The organism is Bifidobacterium crudilactis (assembly GCF_000738005.1).
Classification (GTDB): domain Bacteria; phylum Actinomycetota; class Actinomycetes; order Actinomycetales; family Bifidobacteriaceae; genus Bombiscardovia; species Bombiscardovia crudilactis.
The window spans coordinates 1,367,023-1,386,490 of the sequence record NZ_JHAL01000002.1; the positions used below are offsets into that span (position 1 = coordinate 1,367,023).

The following is a 19,468-nucleotide window of genomic DNA, read 5'->3' on the forward strand; positions in this document are numbered from 1 at the left end:
TTAGATAGCTGTGCATGAAATCTCTCGAAAACGCTGGAGGATACTCAGATTCGGGTTCCTCCGCAAATGCTTAGCGAAGTCAGAACACGCTCTACTCAACATGCAACTGTTGCACAGCTTGAAAAATCGGAATCAAGGAATCGTAACGCTCATCCAAATTCTGAGTAGTTGCTCTCCTGATAATTGGAGACGCGGGATTGGCATTATCTTGTGAATTTTTTCCAGTAAATATCTTATTCATGATCATACCAATGGAATAAATTTCATTCACTAAACTGTAATCCTTATATGCACTTAGAGCAGGATCGAGCAATGACCCTTTCATGGATTCCATTGTTCTGGTTAAGTTCAAATCACTGTTTTTAACCAATCCAAAATCACTGATCTTTATCTGTCGAACCCCGTCCCCAAACTCCTTTATCAGCACATTGGTATAACTGAGATCTCTGTGTAATAAGTGTTTTGAATGTATGTAATGCAGTGCACGAAGGAACTGAAGAACCAGTTTTTTCCGGTCATTGAACTTGAGTTGCGCATTTTTTCTGCGCATGAAATCGGAGAGTGTCTGAGGAATGAATTCCATGAGATATTCATTCCGAGCCTCGTAATACCTGTAGACGCTGGTAATAAATGGCGAATCTAGCGCTCTCATAGTCTTATACTCGTTTTTGAATCTCACAAGGTCCTCTTCAGAAATATCCGGCTTCGCTCTCTTCAATGCAAATGGCATCGCGTCGCCTTCGAATCGAACCTCGAATACTGTTGCGTATGCACCCGCACCAATGTTGTCAAGGTGCATATCCTCACGCTTCAGCAGATCGAAATCTTGAGAATCACCGATTCCATCTACATAAAATGCCATGCTCGATTCCAGAATCAGAGCATTCAACCGTGGAGTTTCATTCGGAATCTCGCTACCACCGCTAGATTCAAGAAATTGCAAATACGAACTGAGTTGAGCACGCAATGTTGCAGGTTGAGAACGGAGTGTCAGAGCAGAGGCACCCAGTGCTTCAGAAAAGTCGTTCAAGATTGTGATAGTGCGAATCATCTGGCGACTGTCATCGGCCCAATAATGGGCACCAATTCGTGAGTTAAATCCCTCAGTGAGCAGCGACAACGTTGCCTGACAAGTTGCCAGCAGTTCTGAAACGGGGAGCTGGTCAGGGAAAGAGCCAAGTATATTTGATACCAATATCGCTGATGAACCTTGCCCATCATCGCGCTCCAGTAGCACGGATCGAGCCTGTTCAAGGTAGTACTTTGCTGCCGAAGCTGGTGAAATCATGACCTTCCGATTCTTAAAACCCTACATGCTAGTCAATACACTAGTCCTTCGTCTTATTGATCAAGCGCAATACAATGTCAGAACAGATGGTTCGTCATATTCAATATTTCTTAAAGAGACAAAATCCAATAACCTTTCAGACCTCCAGCTATCTGCGCTCACCACGAGGTTGAGATGCGCAAGGAATTTGTCTGCTGTCATCGAACTTAGCTAATGCCCGCTCATCCAAGATTTTCGATAATTAAGAGCGCGTGTTACGCACATTGGTACTGCGCCGTTTGATCACGGAGATGGTACCCATACCAATGTCGTCCACTTCATAACTTTGAGATATTTATGTCGTATGGCTCAATCTCTTTGCGAGCCAGCACTTGACACGCAAAAGCACATCGTAAAATATGTCCCGGTCGAATCCTTGATTGGACCGTTCAGCCAGATCAATGGGTTCGCGGTGGTGGTTGACTTTGTTGCCATAGTTGTTATTGATGATTGCTACACGCGTCGTAGTTGTGGGAAGCGTGATTCCCACAACTCACGAACACATGGGTCCAAGTTCAGAGCGGGCCAAGTTTCAATTAAGCGACGCGGATTGATGCTAGCCACTTGGTCGCTGACCTGACCTTCGGCAAGCAGTGCCTGATATGCCATCAGCCTGCCGCCGAGAGTATCGAGGTCGGCAACTCGGTTACCTGGTGTCCAACGTACTGAATGATCCAGCACAATTGTGCCTGAGTACGGGCCGTGCAACTCATCCAATGACTCCGGTGCGTAATATGGTTTCACCTCGCGGAATTTGATTCGCCTCTCTTGCACAATGCGCCTCTTCTCGTAGCGGCCATACACAAATAATCAACTAGGCGTTGCTGTCTCTTTGTTACAACGAATGTCGCGGTCTGCTCGCCTTGTTCTTGTTTTCTGTTGTTGATGCCTGCTTACTTGTGGCGTCAGGTGTCGCAGCATCCAATCGTGAACGGAAGGCAGCTTTTACAGATTCGGGAGCAATCTTCGCAGACGCATTAATTGTCTTGGTGTCGAATGCATCGAGGAAGTCTTTTGCTTGTATTCTGATTCCGTCGCTCATTCTGGGATCACGTACCTCGTTCAAACGGTTGGCAAGAATGTTGACGCTAATATCACCCGAATCTATCAACGAGGAAATGTAGCTTCGATCATTAGGAGCCAGACGGGCGAGCTTGGCCGCACACAAATCATACGGATCCAAGCACAGAACCACAGAACGAATCTGATGCTCAGTCGCGTGTACCTCGATCAGACGAGACTGCCACCCGTCAGGAAGCACAGCCGTGTGCTCTTCCACTCCTTGCGCATACACGTCGAAAGCATCCTGGAACGCGGTATCCTCTCCGATACTAGCGTCAATAAGATCGGCGAACTCCTCGGCTGGATTATCAGCACATCCTCTCGGGTAGGCATCACCGCAAGGTCAATCTCAGCGGAATACGTGGTCTCCTCAGGAAGATACTCCTCGTGCATCGAACCCAGGATGGACTGCGATCCAAGCACAAGAATCCGTGCAGGCGACCGAACGGTATCTATACCGTGTCGCGCACGCTCATCTTCAATGATGCTCGATGACGCTCTGAGCAGATGATAGAACTCTTCTCTGTTCATCCCGCGAATCCTTAATCACTCGTCGCACATCCTCGGGCTTCATAATCCCATACAAAGGATTAATCTGACGCATGGTCACACCATACTGCGAAGTGTCCAACGCAATCTCACACAAGCGTGTGGAATCGGGATCAAGCAACGCCTGATGCCACTGCTCTACCTGCTGCCGGTAGTACGAGCCGCTGACTTTGCTCATCACACGGGGAATTCGTTCAAGTCCCTTTTGCCGTATCACGTCCAAGGGGTAATCGTCGAACAAGCGGCGCATACGCAACCACTGCCGATACTCTTCCAAGCTACGAAAATCTCTGACACCAGTCACCATGCACCACCTCCCCGCACTTCAGTACTTCCGAACCTCAATACTCCTCATCATAAAACACACAGGCGAAGGAGTCTCCCATATCTTCTGACGGCAAGTGACGAGTTTGGTAAGGCTCTTCCACTGAGTGCGTCACGTTGTGCAGTCGTGTGTAATCAATCCGACCCCGTGCTGTTACCCTCTGACAATCTTGAATATTGGCTTGATATAAGCCTTTCGGGGTCATGAAGCCCCGTGATTGTGCCCCGGATGCGATTCGAACGCACGACACCTTCTTTAGGAGAGAAGTGCTCTATCCCCTGAGCTACCGGGGCAACGATGTTCTATCGTACACGCATTCGGAGAAAACGCCTGCCGGTTGTGGCACACACCATTGATGCCGGAACGGATACGTGAATGCACAGGGCATGTTGATGGACGAACATGCAGTCGGCCCGCGGTCTTCGTCCACAGTCATGAAGCATCCCTACGCTGAGTGAATGTCCACGACCACCGAAACAATGCACTTCATCGGACTCCCGGTCTCTCTGACAGCCGACACCGTGCCTCAGCCACTACCCTAGTGAATGCATGGAAAGGAAATCGTTTATGACCGCACAGCGAGGCTCCCACTCATCGTTAATCAGAATGGCAGTAACGGTACCGGCACGGCTGCTGATGCTCGTCGCATTGTTGGGCACACTCGCACGTTTGATCCCTGCGCAGTTCTCGGATATTCCCTACCTGCCGGTCGTGGTGTCGCTCACGCCGTGGTTCGGGCTCGCAGCAGCCTTGGCGCTCGTACTGGGATTGCTTTCGCGCAGATGGACGACCGCACTTATCGCCTTGCTGTGCCTTTGCGCTCAGGTGTGGTGGCAGTACCCCTTCTTCACCTCATCGGAGGGAACGAACAGCACATCGAGTTCGGCGACTTCGAGTGCCCCCAACACTGCGGACAACGCCGCCCGAGTCATGACCTTCAATGTGTACAAGGGCAGGGCGGATGCTCAGAGCATCGTGAATACCGTGAGGGACGAGCGCGTTGAGGTGCTTGCTCTGCAGGAGACCACTGATGATTTCGTCCGCAGTCTGGAACAGGCGGGCATCTCTGATTATCTGCCCTTTTCCAAGGTCTCGTCATCCGATAATCATTACGGCAACGGCATCTGGTCGGCGACGCAGCTGACGAGCGCGGTCAAGGACCAGGTCAATTCCAGCTCTTCCTACATGCCCGCAGGTAGTGTGGCGTTCTCTGGCGGAGCTGCCTCGATACGCTTCGTTTCGGTCCACACCACGTCACCCACCGCAGGGACCTGGACGGCATGGAAGCGCAGCCTCACCGAACTTCAGCAGTTTGCGCAAACGGCAGACACGAACACCAAGTACGTATTTATGGGTGATTTCAATGCCACATACGACCATGCGCCGTTCCGGAATTTTCTCGGCAGCAGGTTCAGCGACGCCGCCAGGATATCCGGCGACGGGCTCACCTTGACATGGCCTGCAAACCGGAACCATATTCCCCGCCTGGTGTCCATAGACCATATCGTGCTTGACCGAGGCATCTCAGCAGGCGATACGGAGGTCATCAAGCTTCCCGGCTCCGACCACGCGGCATTGCTGTCGACCATTGCCATCAAGTAACGCAGCACAGCACCCGGAATCCTTCCTTTTCCAGCTCCTTTCCCACATGATATATAGTAATGATAATTGTTATTACTATTAGAAGGGACCGGTCCACGGTCTGACGCGCATCACACCATGCGGATGGCTTGCGGACTGTGGGAAGTTGACCATGCCGACCGCCAGAAGAGTGACACGTCCACGGACGCTGATTACCGAAGAGCTCAAACGCTCGGACGCCTTCTCGACGGCACAAACGATTTTCACCAACCTGAGCAAGCGCGGGAAGAGAGTCGGCATCGCCACCGTCTACCGCAATCTCCAAAGCATGGCCGAGCACCATGAAGTCGACACCGTCCAGGACCATGGTGAGACCTTCTACAGGCTGTGCAAAGACCGCCATCACCACCATCATCTGGTCTGTCGTCAATGCGGAAGAGCCGTCGAACTGGAGATTCCAGGCCTGGAATCCTGGATTCAGGCACGGGCGGAATCACTCGGTTTCAGCGAAGTCAGCCATTCCCTGGAGATTTTCGGCATCTGCGCCCGATGCAGGCGGTCACATGAATCCACTCACCACCAGCTATCGGATTGATACTCACTCTCAGCAGTTTTCCATCTTCTCGAGCTCTGCCTTATGGTCATGAAGCATAAGCGCGGCATATGCCGCATGGACCATGACGAGGAGCTGTCACACGATGACCGACATCAAACAGTACGACGAGCACGCATACGAAATCGACACCGAATCTGCAGGCAAGCTTGCGGTCGACATGGAGACCCTGAAGCACTTCGACCTTTCCGACCACCAGCACGGAACAGCTGCGTGCGGATGCTGCGGATGCTGCTTCACCGGCGACTGCTGCGGTGACGAGGACTGTGTGAAAGGCAAGGAATGCGGAGCCAAGGATTGCCACGAGGCATGCCGCGAGAACAACGAGCACCATGATTGCGCATTCTGCCATCTGGCTTTCGACAGCGACGAGGCATCGCACCAGGAGATCCTCAACGACCTCAAGGAACTGTCGCAGGCTCTGGCCGCCTGATTCCGGCATGATACCGAGATAATTGCATCACCAGGACGGCTCTGCGACGAGATTATCGTCGTTTGCCGTCCTGGTGATGCAATTATCTGTTTGCGATGTGCACGCATCACGACACGGCGGGCAATTCCAGACGGTCGGCCTCGGTGATGTCACGAATCACCCTGCACGGCACCCCTGCGGCCAGAACATTGGCCGGAATATCATGCGTCACCACGGCACCGGCTCCGATAACCGACCCCTCGCCAATGGTCACTCCGCCCGTCACCGTGACATTGCCGGCCAGCCAGCAGTTCGAACCGATGGTTATCGGAGCGCCGTATTCAAAGTCGAACATGCTGCCGTCACGGTGAGGACGAAGATTCCGTTCCTGCCATCTCAGCGGATGCAAGGGTGTGAGCAGCGATACATTCGGCCCGAACATCACGTTGTCGCCCACTGTCACGGGGCAGACATCCAGGACCGTGATGTTGAAATTCGCGTAGACATTGTCTCCGAGAGTGGTGAATGCTCCGTAATCAAAGAATATCGGGCCGGTCAGCCAGACACCCTTGCCCCGATGCGGGAGCAGTCTGCTGAGGATCTCGTTTCTGCGTTCGCCCTCGGACTCGGCGCAAGCGTTGTAATCACGGCTCAGCTGATGGGCTTTCGCCAGCATACCGGCCACCTCGGGGTCGGACGGGTCGTATACCTCCCCCGCAATCATGCGTTCAAGCTGACTGCGCTCTGCAGTATCCGACCCTTGTCTATCTTCCATCTGCCGTCCTTCTTTCATCTCGTTCAAATTCCTGACTCATTTAGCGCATTCGCACATCTTCGAAAACACCCATCGCTGTTGTGTATGCGCCCTCTCATGCAGTGGCATCGCGAGCGCCGATGCGCTCCAGGTAACCGGTCTTCTCCGACTCATCAATCCGTTTGATCACGCGGGCCGGGTTGCCCACCGCAACGGCGTTTTCCGGAATATCCCTGGTCACCACCGACCCCGCTCCCACAACCGAACCGCTGCCGATACGCACTCCTTCGAGCACGATCACATGTCCGCCCAGCCATACGCCATCGCCGATTTCGATTGGTTGTGCACGGCATGCGCCATTGATGCGTTCTTTCATGTCAAGCGCATGGTTGGTGGCGAACAGACCGACCTTCGGCTCAATCCAGACGTTGTCGCCGAGGGTTACCGGTGCGTTGTCAAGAATCGCGCAATCGTAGTTGATATGCACATTGGACCCGATGGAGATGTTGCAGCCCAGCTCGCACCGGAAATTCGGCTTGATGACGACACCGTCACCGACATGCTGCAGCAGTTCTCTGAGAATCCGCTGCTGCTGTTCGGGGTGATCGTAGCCGAGCCGATTGTATTCGGTGAACAGTCGCTCCGAACGCAACCTTGCCGCATCGATGTCCGGGTGCGTGTCCTGATAGACCTCCCCCGCAATCATGCGAGCCCACTCTTCTTTCCCGGTTGCCGTCATGTCGTCGGTGATGTCCATGGTCCTCCCGTGAAGCTTCGATGCTCGGCACGAAAACCGAGGCGTCAGTTATTGTACATCCGTACAATATACAACACCGTCGCCTCGAAAGGAACCCGGAAACGGCAGTGTCGGTAAGTACCCTCTCGACGAAGCGCCGGGGCCTGCCCCCCCCCACACATACACGAATGCCACCATCCACATTGAAATCCGGGATGGTGGCACAGAAAAGGGCACCGACAGCTCACTGCGAGGCGAAGTCCCTGCTGGTGATGGTGGTGCCTGCGGAATCACGGTAAATCACGCGAACCACGGGATTGTCGACCTCCACAGCGCTTTTCATCATGGTGGCAATCGACTGGAAGGTGGATGCCTGTCCATCCAGACCTGAATTCAGCTTGTCCGCAAGCCCTGCAGTCGAAGCCGACATGCCGGCAGGGAGCGTGAAGTCATACACCAAGGCATTATCCTCGCCTCTGACATCCAGAGTCATGCCGCCGGATTCCGCCTGGGACTTGACGCTGGCGAGCTGACTCTGCACTTCGCTCGACTGCACGTACTCATCAATCGACGCATATTTGCCGCTCGAAGCGGTCGAGCTCTTCTTGTCGCTCGAACTGGTCTGCGGAGTGGCGGTCTTTGTGGTCTGTGACGAGCTCTGCTTCGGCGTGCTCTCCTCCGCGCTGTTCGACGACCCGCAAGCCGCCAGCGACAGCGTCAGGCACAATGACAGCACACCTGCCCCAACCATGCTAATGACATTTTTCTTCACGTTCTTCTCCTTGTTTTCCCCAACTACGTTCAGGCAACTTTACACAACGCAATCTCAAAATCCAAAAGCTTACTAGATTTTCATAGCCCGAGGAGACCTTCAAGAAGCCCCTTTGCCGTCCGCAAACGCAGTCCTTTCCGGCGGCCTGGCATCGAGCCGGAGCTCTCGCCCGCTAACACAGATAGCTACTTCACCAGGACGGCAATTCCGGCCAATACGATATGAAAAGCTGTACTTGTGATGCAGTTATCTCACTTTCGAGGATGATTCAACCGTTTCTCTCGTCCGGGTATGAGTCGCGCGGAGTTCAGTATGAAGGCAGACTCGCTCCCGACATGCACGATTGCGGAAAGCAACGGCGTCAGAATACCGAATGCCGCCAATATCATGCCAAGCACGTCGACGATGATGGTGCCGGCGAAGTTGAACATGATGATTCCACGAGCCCGACGTGCAGTGAACAGCAGCGAGGTCACGTCGTTGATGTCGGAGCTTATGAGAATCACATCGGCACTCTCCCGGGCTATGTCGGTACCGCTGCCCATAGCTATACCCACGTCGGCGAGCGCAAGAACCGGGGCGTCATTAACCCCATCCCCGACCATTGCCACGCGATGACCGGCCCCCTTCTCCTGTTTCAGCAAAGCCGCCTTGTCTTCAGGCAGCAGCTCCGCGTGGGCATGCCGGATGCCCAGCTGCCGGGCCGCGGCAACCGCGACCTCCTCACGGTCCCCGGTCAGCATGATGACTCGAACACCGTGGCTGTGCAGCGAAGCAATCGCATCGGCCGCATGCTCTCGTAGAGCGTCAGCCAACAGGATGCGACCTATGTATCGTCCGTTCCGGGAAATATAGACGCTGCTCTGCGCGTCAAGAGCATCGCTCATTGAATCGCTTGACCAGGCCGAGGGGTTTTGCATATCCGATACGGTCGCCGCGCCACCAACCCCTTCCTCATCAATTTGCGGCATGAAGCTTCTCGTCCCCGCAACGATTGCCATCCCTTCGACCGTGCAGCGAACTCCACGTCCGGCAACGCTCTCGAAGTGCTCCACTGCATGGATGCCGACCTTGTGCGCAGCCGCGTACCGAACGATGGCCTTGCCCAGAGGATGTTCGGAGTAGGACTCCGCCGATGCAGCCACCGCGAGCAGCTCAGACTCATCGACACCTGTTGCAGCGATAACCCGCGTGACCTCGGGTGCGCCGGATGTGAGCGTCCCCGTTTTATCGAAGATCACCGTATCAACCTTGGACAGGCTTTCCATATGCAGACCGTCTTTGACGAATGCGCCTCTTCTCGCCACACGTGCCATGGATGCCAGCATCGCCAAAGGAGTGCCCGCTACCACTCCGCACGATCCGGCGACGATGATGACCGATATGGCGCTACGCACATCACCGGTCAAGAACCATGTGACGACAGCTCCGACGACGGCGATGAGCACCAATGCCGTTGCCAGCGTGTCTGCAAGTCTCTGCACGGGAGCCGACGAGGATTGCGCATCGGCTAGCGCTCGGACGATACGACCGTATGAGGAATCCTCACCGACTTGCAAAACCTCTATTTCGAGCGCTCCGTCCTGATTGACAGACCCGGAATACACCGCACTGCCCACATCATGGTAGACCGGCATGGACTCACCGGTGATTCTCGACTCGTCCACATTGGATGCGCCTGCAATGACGATGCCGTCGACAGGAATCCGCCCACCTGGCGCCACAACGACGACTTGACCGGGATGTATCCGGGAAAGCGGCACGTTTCCGGTCTTCGATTCGTCAATCCTCACCCGTACCCGATCAGGGAGGAATGACATCAAATCGGACAATGCGTCCTTGCCTTGCCACATACACAGATCTTCGAGTATCTCTGCCAGCAGCACGAACACCACGATCACCAGGGATGTCAGCCACTGACCAATCGCCGCGGCCGCAACGATGGCGATGAGCATCGAGAGGTCCATGCTCATTTTTCTGGCACGAAGATCCTCCCAGGACCCCTTCACGATCGGCCAGCATCCAATGACCAAGCCGACGACCGTGCACGACACCGTCAAACGCAATGTCCATGTCGGGTTCGCCACGGCGAGCTGAATGATGGCGACCGTCACGGTCAGCGCCAGGACCGCCGCCACGCGAAACAGGTCAGCGCGTTCTATACGCCGAAACAGTGTGGACGCGGCGAAGGCGGAATCAGCATCCCCCGAAGCCGTGGAATGCGCCGCTGCGCTATTTGCCGTCTGCGCATGCTCAGTCATGATGGTCCTCGCTGTCAGGTGTGTCGGAGGCCTTAAGCGTCTGAGACGGAGCACCAGATGGAGCGGCGTCATCACGGCCATCCGCCGCACCACCGTTCCCCGCCGGGGCGCGATGATGCTCAGGGAAGGCATCGACAATGTGCTCCGCTTGGTAGATTGCCTGATCCACCAAGGCACTCACATGCTCATCGGCCAGACGGTAGAACACCCGTGTGCCCTCATGCCTTGTCGTCACGAGTTGTCCGGTCCGCATTTTCGCCAGATGTTGCGATATCACGGTCAGTCGTCTGCACAGACGGTCGGCGATTTGCCCGACGGGGAGCTCTCCATCCTTGAGGGCGAGGACGATTCTCAGTCTGGTCGGATCTGACAGCAGAGAGAAGATGGTGGCGGCAAGATCGACATAACCGTTGTCCTCCCCGTAATCGACTATATGCATATCTGCGAACATACGCATATATTACGCAGCATTTCTCATTGTTGTCCAGCAACAACTCGGAAAACGGTTGTGCAGGAATCACGGCGCGAGTGTCACTGTGCCGAAAACACGGTGCACGACCACGGTACGGAAACCACCGGGTGAAGGCTACCGCGAAAAATCACCCTGCCTGAATCGCATCTGTTCGACTCCGACAAATCCGACACCAGTCGCCACAGAGGGACAAGGCGACCGCCGTAACGTGCAGTCCCCACAGAGGAACAACGGACAATCTCGCATTAAGCGGCTTTTGCTTCACCGGCTTCATGACAACCGCAGGATTGGCGAATCACAAAGCCGAATGGAGCAATCTGCGCATCGTCACAGTCGTCAGGATGCAGCGCGGCGGCCACTGCAAGCTTGGCTATCATCACCGGGTCCTGTTGAATCGTCGTAATCTGCGGCCACGCATAGAGCGTGTCCACCGTTCCGTCGAAAGAGATCAGCGCCATGTCATCGGGAACGCACAATCCACGCTCATGCAAAGCGCGGAGCGCCCCTACCGCTTCCAGATCGGAGCCAGCAAACAGGGCGGTGGGTCGTTGGTCATCCGGCAAGTCAAGCAACCGGAGCGTTTGTTCATATCCGCCACTTCTGGTGAATGAGGTCTGATATATCGGTCCCGTAGCCAGCCCGGCACGTTGATGGGCCGTCGACCAACCCTGTATTCGAGCGTCTCCGTACTGAGAACCGTCACCTCCGAACAGCATCGCCATTCGCCGATGGCCGTGTGCGATCAGATGTTCGGTAGCCATCTGCGCCGCCGCCTCAAAATCAGAACCCACGGATTTGAAACCCGGAACAGGCTCCGGATGGTCAAGAAACACGAAATTGACGCTTGGCCTCCTCATCGTCGCCAAATCAATGGCCTTCATGGCAAATGAGGCGAGAATGGCATCCACATCCCTGGACACGAGTTTTGCTATGCATTCCTTTTCCTTGTCGGGGTCGCCGTGGGAACAGAGGAATATCGTCGAATACCCCTCACCCGAGGCTTCATCCTCCAGGGCATCGGCCATCGCCGCAAAATAGGTGTTGGAAAAATCCGGAATAATGATGCCGAGCATTCTCGGCGATCCGCGTTTCAGCGCTCTCCCAAGTGAACTGGGGCGGTAATTGAGCTTTTCCACGGCATCATAGATGCGTTGTGCGGTCGACTCCGAGACTTTGTTGGGCACATGGTTCAGAACGTAGCTCACGGATGCCGTGGAAACATTCGCCAATCGCGCGACATCTTCGCGCGTGACACGTCCGCTTTTAGCACTTCCTGCCGGACGCCCTCCCTCAGCACTCATACCGTATCCGCCTTCCCGCAGCATTCCAATCACCCAAGGATATAACTCCAGTCTTTTACTTTTACGTATAACCATAGGGGAAATGAACAATTAAAGTGTTCATTTATTGGTATTTCAACAAATTCATCCTCCCTCATTGCAATTTGCAGCATATTGGTTACTCGTGTAAGCTATGGCTATCGGATGCAGAAGGAACTTCATCCGCGTCAGGGGACACAGTCCCCGGAGCATCTTCGCAAAGGAGCATAGATGAACAAGGTAGGGAAGATTATCAGTGCCGCATGCTGCGCATCCATGTTGTTCGGCATGGCCGCCTGTGGCGGAAGCGACAGCTCGTCCGGAGAGGTAAAACTGGAATTTCTGACCGGCATGGCGACGGGTTCCGCACAGCTCAAGGCGATGACCACAGTGGTCAACGCCTTCGAAAAGGAGAACCCGACGGTCAAAGTCACACTGGTGCCAGGCACCAGTTCATATGAATCGGATCTCAAGGTCCGCCTCGCTGGCAGGAACGCCCCCGACCTGTGGAACACCCACGGATGGAGCCGCGACCGGTATGCCGACTTCCTCGAGCCGCTGCAGGGTCGTTCATGGGCCAAGAACATGAGCAGCGTCATCGACACCGCCATCCGCAAGGACGACAAATCCTTCTACGCACTCCCGCTCGACGTGGCCGTCACCGGCATCATCTACAACACCACCGTCCTCGACAAAGCAGGCGTCGACCCGAAAACCATCACCTCGTGGGATGATTTCGATGCCGCCTGCCAGAAGGTCGTCGCCACAGGAGCGAACTGTCTCGCAGCCTCGGGCAAGGACAACTGGACCGTGGGCAATATCGCCGACTACACCGCTTCGGGCATGTACACCGAAGCACAGCTCAAGGAACTCAAGAGCGGGAGCTTTGATTCCGCCGCCTATGAGAAAGCCGTAACCCCGATCTATCAGTGGGCGAGAAACAAGTACTTCAACGTCGACTACACCTCCGCCACCGCCGATGACGTCGCCAAGCTCGCCGCAACAGACAAAGTCGGCTTCGTCATCCAGCCCAACAGCTTCGTGCAAAGCGTGGAATCATACAGCGCCGATGCCAAGCTGGGTGTGATGCCGATTCCTTCAGCTGTCGGAGATCCGTATCTGGTCACAGGCGAGGATTATGCCATCGGAGCCTCCAAAACAGGGAAGAACAAGGAGACAGCCCTCAAACTCATCGATTTCATGGCCGAGCCCGAGAACATGAAGACGCTTTCGGATACCACCGGCAACGCTCCTGCAATATCCGGGGTGGAAGCCAACATCGGACAGTTGGCGGACACCTACAACTACTGGGTCGAAGAGAAGAAGACCCAAACCTACCCGATCTTCGACCGCGTATATCTGCCGAATGGCATGTGGAACACCCTGTGCACCACCACGGACGGACTCCTGACAGGCCAGAGCGACCCCGGCAATGCGGCAGCGCAAATGAAGACATCCTTCGAGAGCTTGTACGGCCAGTCCTGATGACGACGCCGACAATGCACAGCGGAAGACCCAACAATGAATAGCACACGCAACCCCGCCGCCCGTAAATCCGGGCGGCGGCCCCTTCATGGGGCAGGTATCAACCTCTTCTATGTACCGGCACTACTGATTCTGATTCTGTTCACGGTATGGCCGTTACTGTCCGGAATCCAGCTGTCCTTCACCAACTGGGACGGGTACTCACCGACCAAGCTCTTCGTCGGACTCAGCAACTACGTGACGATGTTCAAGGACCATAACTTCGCCACCGTACTGGTGAACACCCTGATCTACGGCGTGGGCAGCACCATCGTCCAGCAGGTGATCGGTCTCGCGTTGGCGTTGCTGCTCAATACCAAGATCAAGGGCCGCAACATCATGAGGGCCGTCATCTACCTCCCCGCACTTGTTTCCGCGGTCATCATGGGCACCATGTACTACTTCGTGTTCCAATACCAGCAAGGTGCGCTCAATACCATGATGGTCGCCCTGGGACTCCCCCGCGTCGTATGGTTCGACAAGCCTGCTGTTTCCGTGGCAATCATCGTCATCGTCAATTCCCTGCAATATGTGGGTGTCTCCATGATCATCTATCTTGCGGGACTTCAGGGTATGGATCAATCGGTGGTCGAAGCGGCCGACCTTGATGGCGCCTACGGGTGGAAGAAATTCAAGAGCATCACCCTGCCCCTGCTGATGCCGGCATTCTCGACCAGCGTGGTTCTCAACCTCATCGGCGGTCTCAAACTCTTCGATGTGATTCAGGTGCTGACCGGCGGCGGTCCAGGCTACTCGACCAATTCGGTATCCACATACATCGGACTGACATATTTCAGCAATCAGAACGCCGGTTATGCCTCGGCGATGGGAGTCGTCCTCTTCATCATCATCGCCATCGCGACGACACTGCTCAACAAAGGCCTTGACCGCCTTGGATGGGAGTCATGACATGACATCGTCAACATCGAGCGCTTCTGGACCACGTGCACGAGGTGCGGCAGGTCGCCGAGTAGGACGGACGCTCACCTACATCTTCCTCGGCATCATGATTCTGGTGCAGTTGCTGCCATTCTGGCTCGCCTTGTGCGCAGCCAGCAAACCATCGACCGATATGTCATCGACGTTGGTGCCGCGCCTGCATGACATCGCCTGGGACAACTTCGCCACGGCCATCACCCAGGGAGGGATTCTCTCTGCCGTAGGCAACAGCGCCATCGTGACCCTGTGCTCGACCATACTGGTATGTATTTGCGGCGCCGCCGCGGCGTATCCTCTGGCGCGGCGCAAAACGCGCGGCAACAAGCTGGTGTCGGCCGGAATCATGTCGCTGATGATGGTTCCGCCACTCAGCATCCTCGTTCCGCTGTACACGCTGATGGTCAATACCGGCGGGGTCAACACCAGATGGGGTGTGGTCCTGGTCACCGTTGCGGGGAATCTTCCCCTGGCGATCTTCCTCTACACGGCATTCATCAAAGCCGTTCCCGAATCCATCGACGAGGCAGGCATGATCGACGGGGCGAACAGGCTGACGATCTTCTTCAAACTCATCCTGCCCATGCTCAAACCCGTGACCGCCACGGTCGTCATCATGACCAGCGTGGGCGTCTGGAATGAATACGCGCTTTCGAACTACCTGATCAGCGATCCAAGCAAACAGCTGGTCGCGCCCCGCGTCGCATCGTTCTTTGCCATGCAAAGCAGCAATCTCGGCGTGGGCGCGGCGTCCGCGCTTATTGCGGCGCTGCCGATTGTGATTGTGTACCTGTTCCTCCAGCGATACTTCATCGCAGGAATGGCCGCAGGAGCCGAGAAATAACCACAGCTCTCACCACACCGCGCGGGTCGTCCAAGAACGCTGGCCGACCCGCGCATCAATTCTCAAAGGAAACACCACGTGCTATTCCCAAACACCGAAGACAACACAGAAACAACCCGAATCATTCTGGCAGACGCACACCAAGGGGACCTGCTCCCCGAGATCATCGCCGTCCTGCCCGCAAGCTCACCGGAGGCGTTCAGACATGTCTCCTCTGCCAAGCCGCTCTCACTAACCTCGGCATCACCATCGTTGAGAGTCCCGCGCCTGCTCAACGAGGAATCGGACGGCTCACTGGCCCGCCCCAGCATCCGCGGCCATCGCATCGTCACCACGTCAAGCGCAAACGGTGAAACCGTTACGGCAAGCAGCTGTTGGAGTCCGCATTTCATTCTCAACAAGGATATCCGGGAGCAGGGCGGACGACTGTCCATCGAGGCCACCGACACCGAATCCGGTTTGCGGTTGAAGACCGAAATCGAAGGGCTGCCGGGTGGTTCGTTGCGCATGCGCCACATCCTGACGAATGAACAACCGGGGATATACGCTCTTGAATCATTGGAGATCCGCATTCCCCTAAGTGACGCTCAGACCGAATGCATGGATTTTACAGGTCGACACGAAAAGGAACGCAGCCCGCAACGTCACGACATCAAGGATGGCACGTGGCTGCGTGAGCAACGCAGAGGAAAACCCGGATACGAAGGCAATATGCTGATCGCCGGAACACCCGGATTCGATTTCTCAAGCGGACAGGTCGTTGCCATGCAACCTGCATGGAGCGGCAACTCCATCCTCGCCGTCGATCGCTCGAGTGAAGACGTCGCCAGTCTGAACGCCGGAGAGCTGCTTCTTCCCGGTGAAATGCAATTGGCCGAAGGTGAGAGCTATACCACCCCGTGGGTCATCGTCACGGCCTCCGACCATGGATTGGACGGCATCGCCCAATCGTTGCACACATGGCAACGCAGTCTGCCCTTGCACCCCCAGCAACAGCCGGTAACCCTGAACGTCTGGGAAGCCGTGTACTTCGACCATGACTTCGATCACTTGGCAAGCCTGGCGAAGAAAGCGTCGTGCATTGGTGTCGAACGATTTGTGCTGGATGATGGATGGTTCCATTCCAGGCGTGATGATCACGCTGGTCTAGGTGACTGGTGGGTCGATCCGGCGGTCTGGCCGGATGGGCTGCGCCCCCTTATCGATCTTGTGCATGGATACGGCATGCAGTTCGGCCTGTGGTTTGAACCGGAAATGGTCAATCCTGATTCGGACCTGTACCGTGCTCACCCTGATTGGGTGATGAAAGCCGCCAACAGAGAGCCGATGCTGCACCGACATCAGTTCGTACTCGATCTGAGCAATCCTCAAGCCTACGAGCACATTCTCACGCAAATCAGCAGAGTACTCGAGGAGAACCCCGTCGACTATGTGAAATGGGATCACAACCGGGATCTGCTCGAAGGAGGCTCACCCTCAGCCGGATTCCGCCCGGCGGTCCATGACCAGACACTCGCCTATTGGAAGCTGCTGGAGGACCTGCATCAGCGCTTCCCCGATATCGCATGGGAGTCCTGTGCAAGCGGAGGCGGGCGCATAGACCTGGGAGTCATCGAACGCGTGTCGCGTTTCTGGTCTTCGGACATGACCGATGCCCTCAGCAGACAGCAAATCCAGGAGTGGCTGGTCCAGAATGTCGCGCCGGAGTATTTGGGGGCGCACATCTCCGCACCGACCTCGCATCAGAGCGGACGAAGCTACAGCCTCGCTTTCCGTGCCGCGACCGCGGTATTCTACGGTTTCGGCATCGAGTGGAATCTCGGCGAGGCCTCATCGGACGATCTCGACGAACTCGCCAAGTGGATCGACTGGTACAAGACTCATCGCACAGCTTTGCACAGCGGCCGTCATGTACGTATCGATGTGGCCGATCCGTCGGTTCTCGCATACGGTTCGGTTGCCACCAATGGAAAGGGCGCCCTGATCGCCCATGTGCAATACGAGGAATCGGCATCCAATCGCGGCATGTGGCTTCGTATACCGGGTCTGGACCCAGTGGGTACCTTCGCGTTGAACTGGACCGGGCCCGAACCGGCATCAGCTTCGTTGGAGGAGCTCAACCCAGCCGGACCCACCAACGGGCAGCCGGTAAGCGGAGCGTTCCTGTCAAGGATAGGCGTATGGATTCCACGCTGCCGGCCGGAAACAGCACGCGTGATTGAAATCACCCGTATCTGACATCGCTGCGACCTGTTGCAGCGGAAGGTGCCGGGCTCTCGCCAGCTAACACAGATAACTGCATCACCGGGACGGCAATTCCGGCCAAAGTGGCACAAGAACCCGTCCTGGTGATGCAGTTATCTGTGTTCAGTCGGAGAGTCAGGCGACCGCGTCGTTCTCCACGCCGGCAACGCCGGTATAGTCCACGCCCTTGGTCTCCTTCATCAGCAGCAGGGAAATCAGGGTCAGTACCGACGCCACCGCCAGGTACACGCCCACGAGCCAGGTGCTGCCGCCCGCAAGGCTCCAGAGTGCCGTGGCGATGATAGGCGCCAGAGCGGCCCCGAGTATCGAACTGACATTGTAGGCGATGGCCGAACCGGTGTAGCGCACATTGGTGGGGAACATTTCGGGAAGCAACGCCCCCATGGGACCGAAGGTAACGCCCATCAGCGAGAAGCCGATGATGAGGAACACTTCGACCAACACGGTGTTGACCGGCGTGCCGCTCTTATGATCGAGGAACAGCGGGAAGGCCAGCGCAAAGACGATGATGATGCTGGTGATGATCAGCAGCAGCTTCCTGCGCCCCATCGAATCGGCCATCGGACCCGACAGCAAGGTGAACACGCCGAAGAACACCACGCCGATGATCTGCATGATGACGAAATCGGTATAGGTGATGCCCAGACCCGCAGGGGTGGCGGTGGTCGGTTTCGTTCCATACGACAGGCTGAAGGTCGTCATCAGATAGAAGAGCACATAGGTGGCGAGCATGGCGAAGGTGCCGAGCACCACAGCCTTGAAATGATGCTTCATGGTATCCACGAAGGGTACCTTGACGATGGCGCCCTGCTTCTGCGCCTTTTTGAAGGCGTCGGACTCGACAAGCTTGAATCGCACCCACAGGCCGATGGCGACCATCACCGAGGAGAATATGAAGGGAATGCGCCAACCCCAGGACAGGAAAGCCTCGGACTGCATCAGGCTACTGGTGGGATGCGGGAGCAGGAAATTGATAATCAGGAACAGACCGTTGGCAATGATGAAACCGATCGGAGCGCCGAGCTGCGGGAAGGTGCCATACCAGGCACGCTTGTCTGCGGGAGCGTTCTCCGTGGCTACCAGAGCAGCTCCGGACCATTCGCCACCGATGGCGAAACCTTGCGTCAAACGAAGCAGAAGCAGCAGAATCGGTGCGATGATGCCGATATGGTTGTATGTCGGCAAGAGTCCGATCACGAATGTCGCAATGCCCATCGTCAGCAAGGAAGCAACCAGAGTGGCTTTACGTCCGCGCTTGTCCCCCATGTGACCGTAGAAGACCGCACCGATCGGGCGTGCGACCATCGCAGCGCCGAAGACGGCGAAGGAGGCCAGCAGCGAGGCCGTGTCATTGGCGACAGGGAAGAACAGCTTGGGGAAAACCAGCACGGCTGCGGTGGCATAGACGTAGAAGTCATAGAACTCCACGGTGGTGCCGACCAGGCTCGCTGCAATCACCCTTGCGGGAGAATTCAATGGTTTGGACACGGATGCAGACTCACTGGCCTGCGAGGACGATGAAGACACGATAACCCTTCTGCTCGTGTAAAAACAAGAACCATGACCCAACTGTCATGATGTACTCTCTGCTCAGGCGCTTCGTCCTTGTGGGAACCCGCTGGAGAGCGATACTACCACCACGCTGCCATATACTGAACGGCTTTCCACCATTCGAGCAAATATCTGAATTCCATATGTTTGCCGGTCACCGGCAGG

18 protein-coding genes and 1 tRNA gene are annotated in these 19,468 nt (G+C 55.9%); 7 read left to right on the forward strand and 12 right to left on the reverse strand.

Annotated elements, in window-relative coordinates; genetic code table 11:
• Positions 1 to 91 precede the first annotated feature (91 nt).
• From DB51_RS09845 to DB51_RS07855, 5 genes are all read right to left on the reverse strand, one after another.
• Positions 92 to 1,288: a protein kinase family protein gene (locus tag DB51_RS09845; RefSeq protein ID WP_051867378.1), complete on the reverse strand. Its 1,197-nt coding sequence runs from the start codon at positions 1,286 to 1,288 to the stop codon at positions 92 to 94.
• An 874-nt stretch (positions 1,289 to 2,162) separates the two neighbouring features.
• The gene (locus tag DB51_RS10570) at positions 2,163 to 2,621 is read right to left on the reverse strand and encodes a DUF6036 family nucleotidyltransferase (RefSeq protein ID WP_034253069.1); all 459 of its coding nucleotides are present in this window, start codon (positions 2,619 to 2,621) and stop codon (positions 2,163 to 2,165) included.
• A complete protein-coding gene (locus DB51_RS10225) occupies positions 2,558 to 2,920 on the reverse strand; it encodes a hypothetical protein (RefSeq protein WP_156958282.1) in 363 nt (120 codons plus the stop codon). Before DB51_RS10225 ends, DB51_RS10570 begins: the two co-directional genes overlap by 64 nt.
• A complete protein-coding gene (locus DB51_RS07850) occupies positions 2,868 to 3,215 on the reverse strand; it encodes a hypothetical protein (protein WP_162174632.1) in 348 nt (115 codons plus the stop codon). The genes DB51_RS10225 and DB51_RS07850 overlap by 53 nt, the downstream gene beginning before the upstream one ends.
• Before the next feature lie 268 nt (positions 3,216 to 3,483).
• A tRNA-Arg gene (locus DB51_RS07855) sits at positions 3,484 to 3,556 on the reverse strand.
• Positions 3,557 to 3,869: 313 nt separating this feature from the next.
• On the opposite strand from DB51_RS07855, the gene DB51_RS07860 reads away from it, so the two are divergent.
• From DB51_RS07860 to DB51_RS07870, 3 genes are all read left to right on the forward strand, one after another.
• Complete coding sequence (locus tag DB51_RS07860) at positions 3,870 to 4,865, forward strand: endonuclease/exonuclease/phosphatase family protein (RefSeq protein ID WP_034253073.1); 996 nt, start codon at positions 3,870 to 3,872, stop codon at positions 4,863 to 4,865.
• A 151-nt stretch (positions 4,866 to 5,016) separates the two neighbouring features.
• The gene (locus tag DB51_RS07865) at positions 5,017 to 5,439 is read left to right on the forward strand and encodes a Fur family transcriptional regulator (RefSeq protein WP_034253075.1); all 423 of its coding nucleotides are present in this window, start codon (positions 5,017 to 5,019) and stop codon (positions 5,437 to 5,439) included.
• A gap of 103 nt (positions 5,440 to 5,542) precedes the next feature.
• A complete protein-coding gene (locus DB51_RS07870) occupies positions 5,543 to 5,890 on the forward strand; it encodes a hypothetical protein (protein ID WP_034253077.1) in 348 nt (115 codons plus the stop codon).
• 106 nt (positions 5,891 to 5,996) lie between these two features.
• On the opposite strand, the gene DB51_RS10550 is transcribed toward DB51_RS07870, so the two are convergent.
• The 6 genes from DB51_RS10550 to DB51_RS07900 all read right to left on the reverse strand — a co-directional run bounded on the left by DB51_RS10550 (position 5,997) and on the right by DB51_RS07900 (position 12,165).
• A complete protein-coding gene (locus tag DB51_RS10550) occupies positions 5,997 to 6,644 on the reverse strand; it encodes a sugar O-acetyltransferase (RefSeq protein WP_051867380.1) in 648 nt (215 codons plus the stop codon).
• Between the two features lie 94 nt (positions 6,645 to 6,738).
• The gene (locus DB51_RS07880) at positions 6,739 to 7,380 is read right to left on the reverse strand and encodes a sugar O-acetyltransferase (RefSeq protein ID WP_051867381.1); all 642 of its coding nucleotides are present in this window, start codon (positions 7,378 to 7,380) and stop codon (positions 6,739 to 6,741) included.
• 223 nt (positions 7,381 to 7,603) lie between these two features.
• Positions 7,604 to 8,131 (reverse strand): DUF4854 domain-containing protein, encoded by a 528-nt coding sequence (locus DB51_RS07885; protein ID WP_156958284.1) that lies wholly within the window; start codon positions 8,129 to 8,131, stop codon positions 7,604 to 7,606.
• Between the two features lie 251 nt (positions 8,132 to 8,382).
• A complete protein-coding gene (locus DB51_RS07890) occupies positions 8,383 to 10,392 on the reverse strand; it encodes a heavy metal translocating P-type ATPase (RefSeq protein WP_084674633.1) in 2,010 nt (669 codons plus the stop codon).
• Positions 10,385 to 10,831, reverse strand: a complete 447-nt coding sequence (locus DB51_RS07895; RefSeq protein ID WP_202962000.1) for an ArsR/SmtB family transcription factor — start codon at positions 10,829 to 10,831, stop codon at positions 10,385 to 10,387. Before DB51_RS07895 ends, DB51_RS07890 begins: the two co-directional genes overlap by 8 nt.
• Positions 10,832 to 11,109: 278 nt before the next feature.
• Positions 11,110 to 12,165: a LacI family DNA-binding transcriptional regulator gene (locus DB51_RS07900; RefSeq protein WP_034254317.1), complete on the reverse strand. Its 1,056-nt coding sequence runs from the start codon at positions 12,163 to 12,165 to the stop codon at positions 11,110 to 11,112.
• A gap of 249 nt (positions 12,166 to 12,414) precedes the next feature.
• Here DB51_RS07900 and DB51_RS07905 point away from each other — a divergent pair, with 249 nt between their 5' ends.
• The 4 genes from DB51_RS07905 (at position 12,415) to DB51_RS07920 (ending at position 17,725) form a co-directional block, all read left to right on the forward strand.
• Positions 12,415 to 13,668: an ABC transporter substrate-binding protein gene (locus DB51_RS07905; protein WP_034253081.1), complete on the forward strand. Its 1,254-nt coding sequence runs from the start codon at positions 12,415 to 12,417 to the stop codon at positions 13,666 to 13,668.
• 36 nt (positions 13,669 to 13,704) lie between these two features.
• The gene (locus tag DB51_RS07910) at positions 13,705 to 14,616 is read left to right on the forward strand and encodes a carbohydrate ABC transporter permease (RefSeq protein WP_051867383.1); all 912 of its coding nucleotides are present in this window, start codon (positions 13,705 to 13,707) and stop codon (positions 14,614 to 14,616) included.
• Between the two features lies 1 nt (position 14,617).
• Positions 14,618 to 15,487 carry a carbohydrate ABC transporter permease gene (locus tag DB51_RS07915; RefSeq protein ID WP_051867384.1) on the forward strand — a complete coding sequence of 290 codons (870 nt, stop codon included), beginning with the start codon at positions 14,618 to 14,620 and terminating at the stop codon, positions 15,485 to 15,487.
• A gap of 78 nt (positions 15,488 to 15,565) precedes the next feature.
• Complete coding sequence (locus DB51_RS07920; RefSeq protein WP_034253083.1) at positions 15,566 to 17,725, forward strand: alpha-galactosidase; 2,160 nt, start codon at positions 15,566 to 15,568, stop codon at positions 17,723 to 17,725.
• A 141-nt stretch (positions 17,726 to 17,866) separates the two neighbouring features.
• Here the strand turns inward: DB51_RS07920 and DB51_RS07925 are convergent, their stop codons facing one another.
• The gene (locus DB51_RS07925; RefSeq protein WP_034253085.1) at positions 17,867 to 19,279 is read right to left on the reverse strand and encodes an MFS transporter; all 1,413 of its coding nucleotides are present in this window, start codon (positions 19,277 to 19,279) and stop codon (positions 17,867 to 17,869) included.
• Between the last annotated feature and the right edge of the window lie 189 nt (positions 19,280 to 19,468).

Excerpts from the sequence above, each read along its gene's own strand:
- DB51_RS09845 (WP_051867378.1), bottom strand. The coding sequence starts at position 1,288 with ATGATTTCACCAGCTTCGGCAGCAAAGTACTACCTTGAACAGGCTCGA.
- DB51_RS10225 (WP_156958282.1), bottom strand. The coding sequence starts at position 2,920 with ATGAACAGAGAAGAGTTCTATCATCTGCTCAGAGCGTCATCGAGCATC.
- DB51_RS07860 (WP_034253073.1), top strand. The coding sequence starts at position 3,870 with ATGGCAGTAACGGTACCGGCACGGCTGCTGATGCTCGTCGCATTGTTG.
- DB51_RS07865 (WP_034253075.1), top strand. The coding sequence starts at position 5,017 with ATGCCGACCGCCAGAAGAGTGACACGTCCACGGACGCTGATTACCGAA.
- DB51_RS07870 (WP_034253077.1), top strand. The coding sequence starts at position 5,543 with ATGACCGACATCAAACAGTACGACGAGCACGCATACGAAATCGACACC.
- DB51_RS10550 (WP_051867380.1), bottom strand. The coding sequence starts at position 6,644 with ATGGAAGATAGACAAGGGTCGGATACTGCAGAGCGCAGTCAGCTTGAA.
- DB51_RS07880 (WP_051867381.1), bottom strand. The coding sequence starts at position 7,380 with ATGGACATCACCGACGACATGACGGCAACCGGGAAAGAAGAGTGGGCT.
- DB51_RS07890 (WP_084674633.1), bottom strand. The coding sequence starts at position 10,392 with ATGACTGAGCATGCGCAGACGGCAAATAGCGCAGCGGCGCATTCCACG.
- DB51_RS07895 (WP_202962000.1), bottom strand. The coding sequence starts at position 10,831 with ATGCATATAGTCGATTACGGGGAGGACAACGGTTATGTCGATCTTGCC.
- DB51_RS07900 (WP_034254317.1), bottom strand. The coding sequence starts at position 12,165 with ATGAGTGCTGAGGGAGGGCGTCCGGCAGGAAGTGCTAAAAGCGGACGT.
- DB51_RS07905 (WP_034253081.1), top strand. The coding sequence starts at position 12,415 with ATGAACAAGGTAGGGAAGATTATCAGTGCCGCATGCTGCGCATCCATG.
- DB51_RS07910 (WP_051867383.1), top strand. The coding sequence starts at position 13,705 with ATGAATAGCACACGCAACCCCGCCGCCCGTAAATCCGGGCGGCGGCCC.
- DB51_RS07915 (WP_051867384.1), top strand. The coding sequence starts at position 14,618 with ATGACATCGTCAACATCGAGCGCTTCTGGACCACGTGCACGAGGTGCG.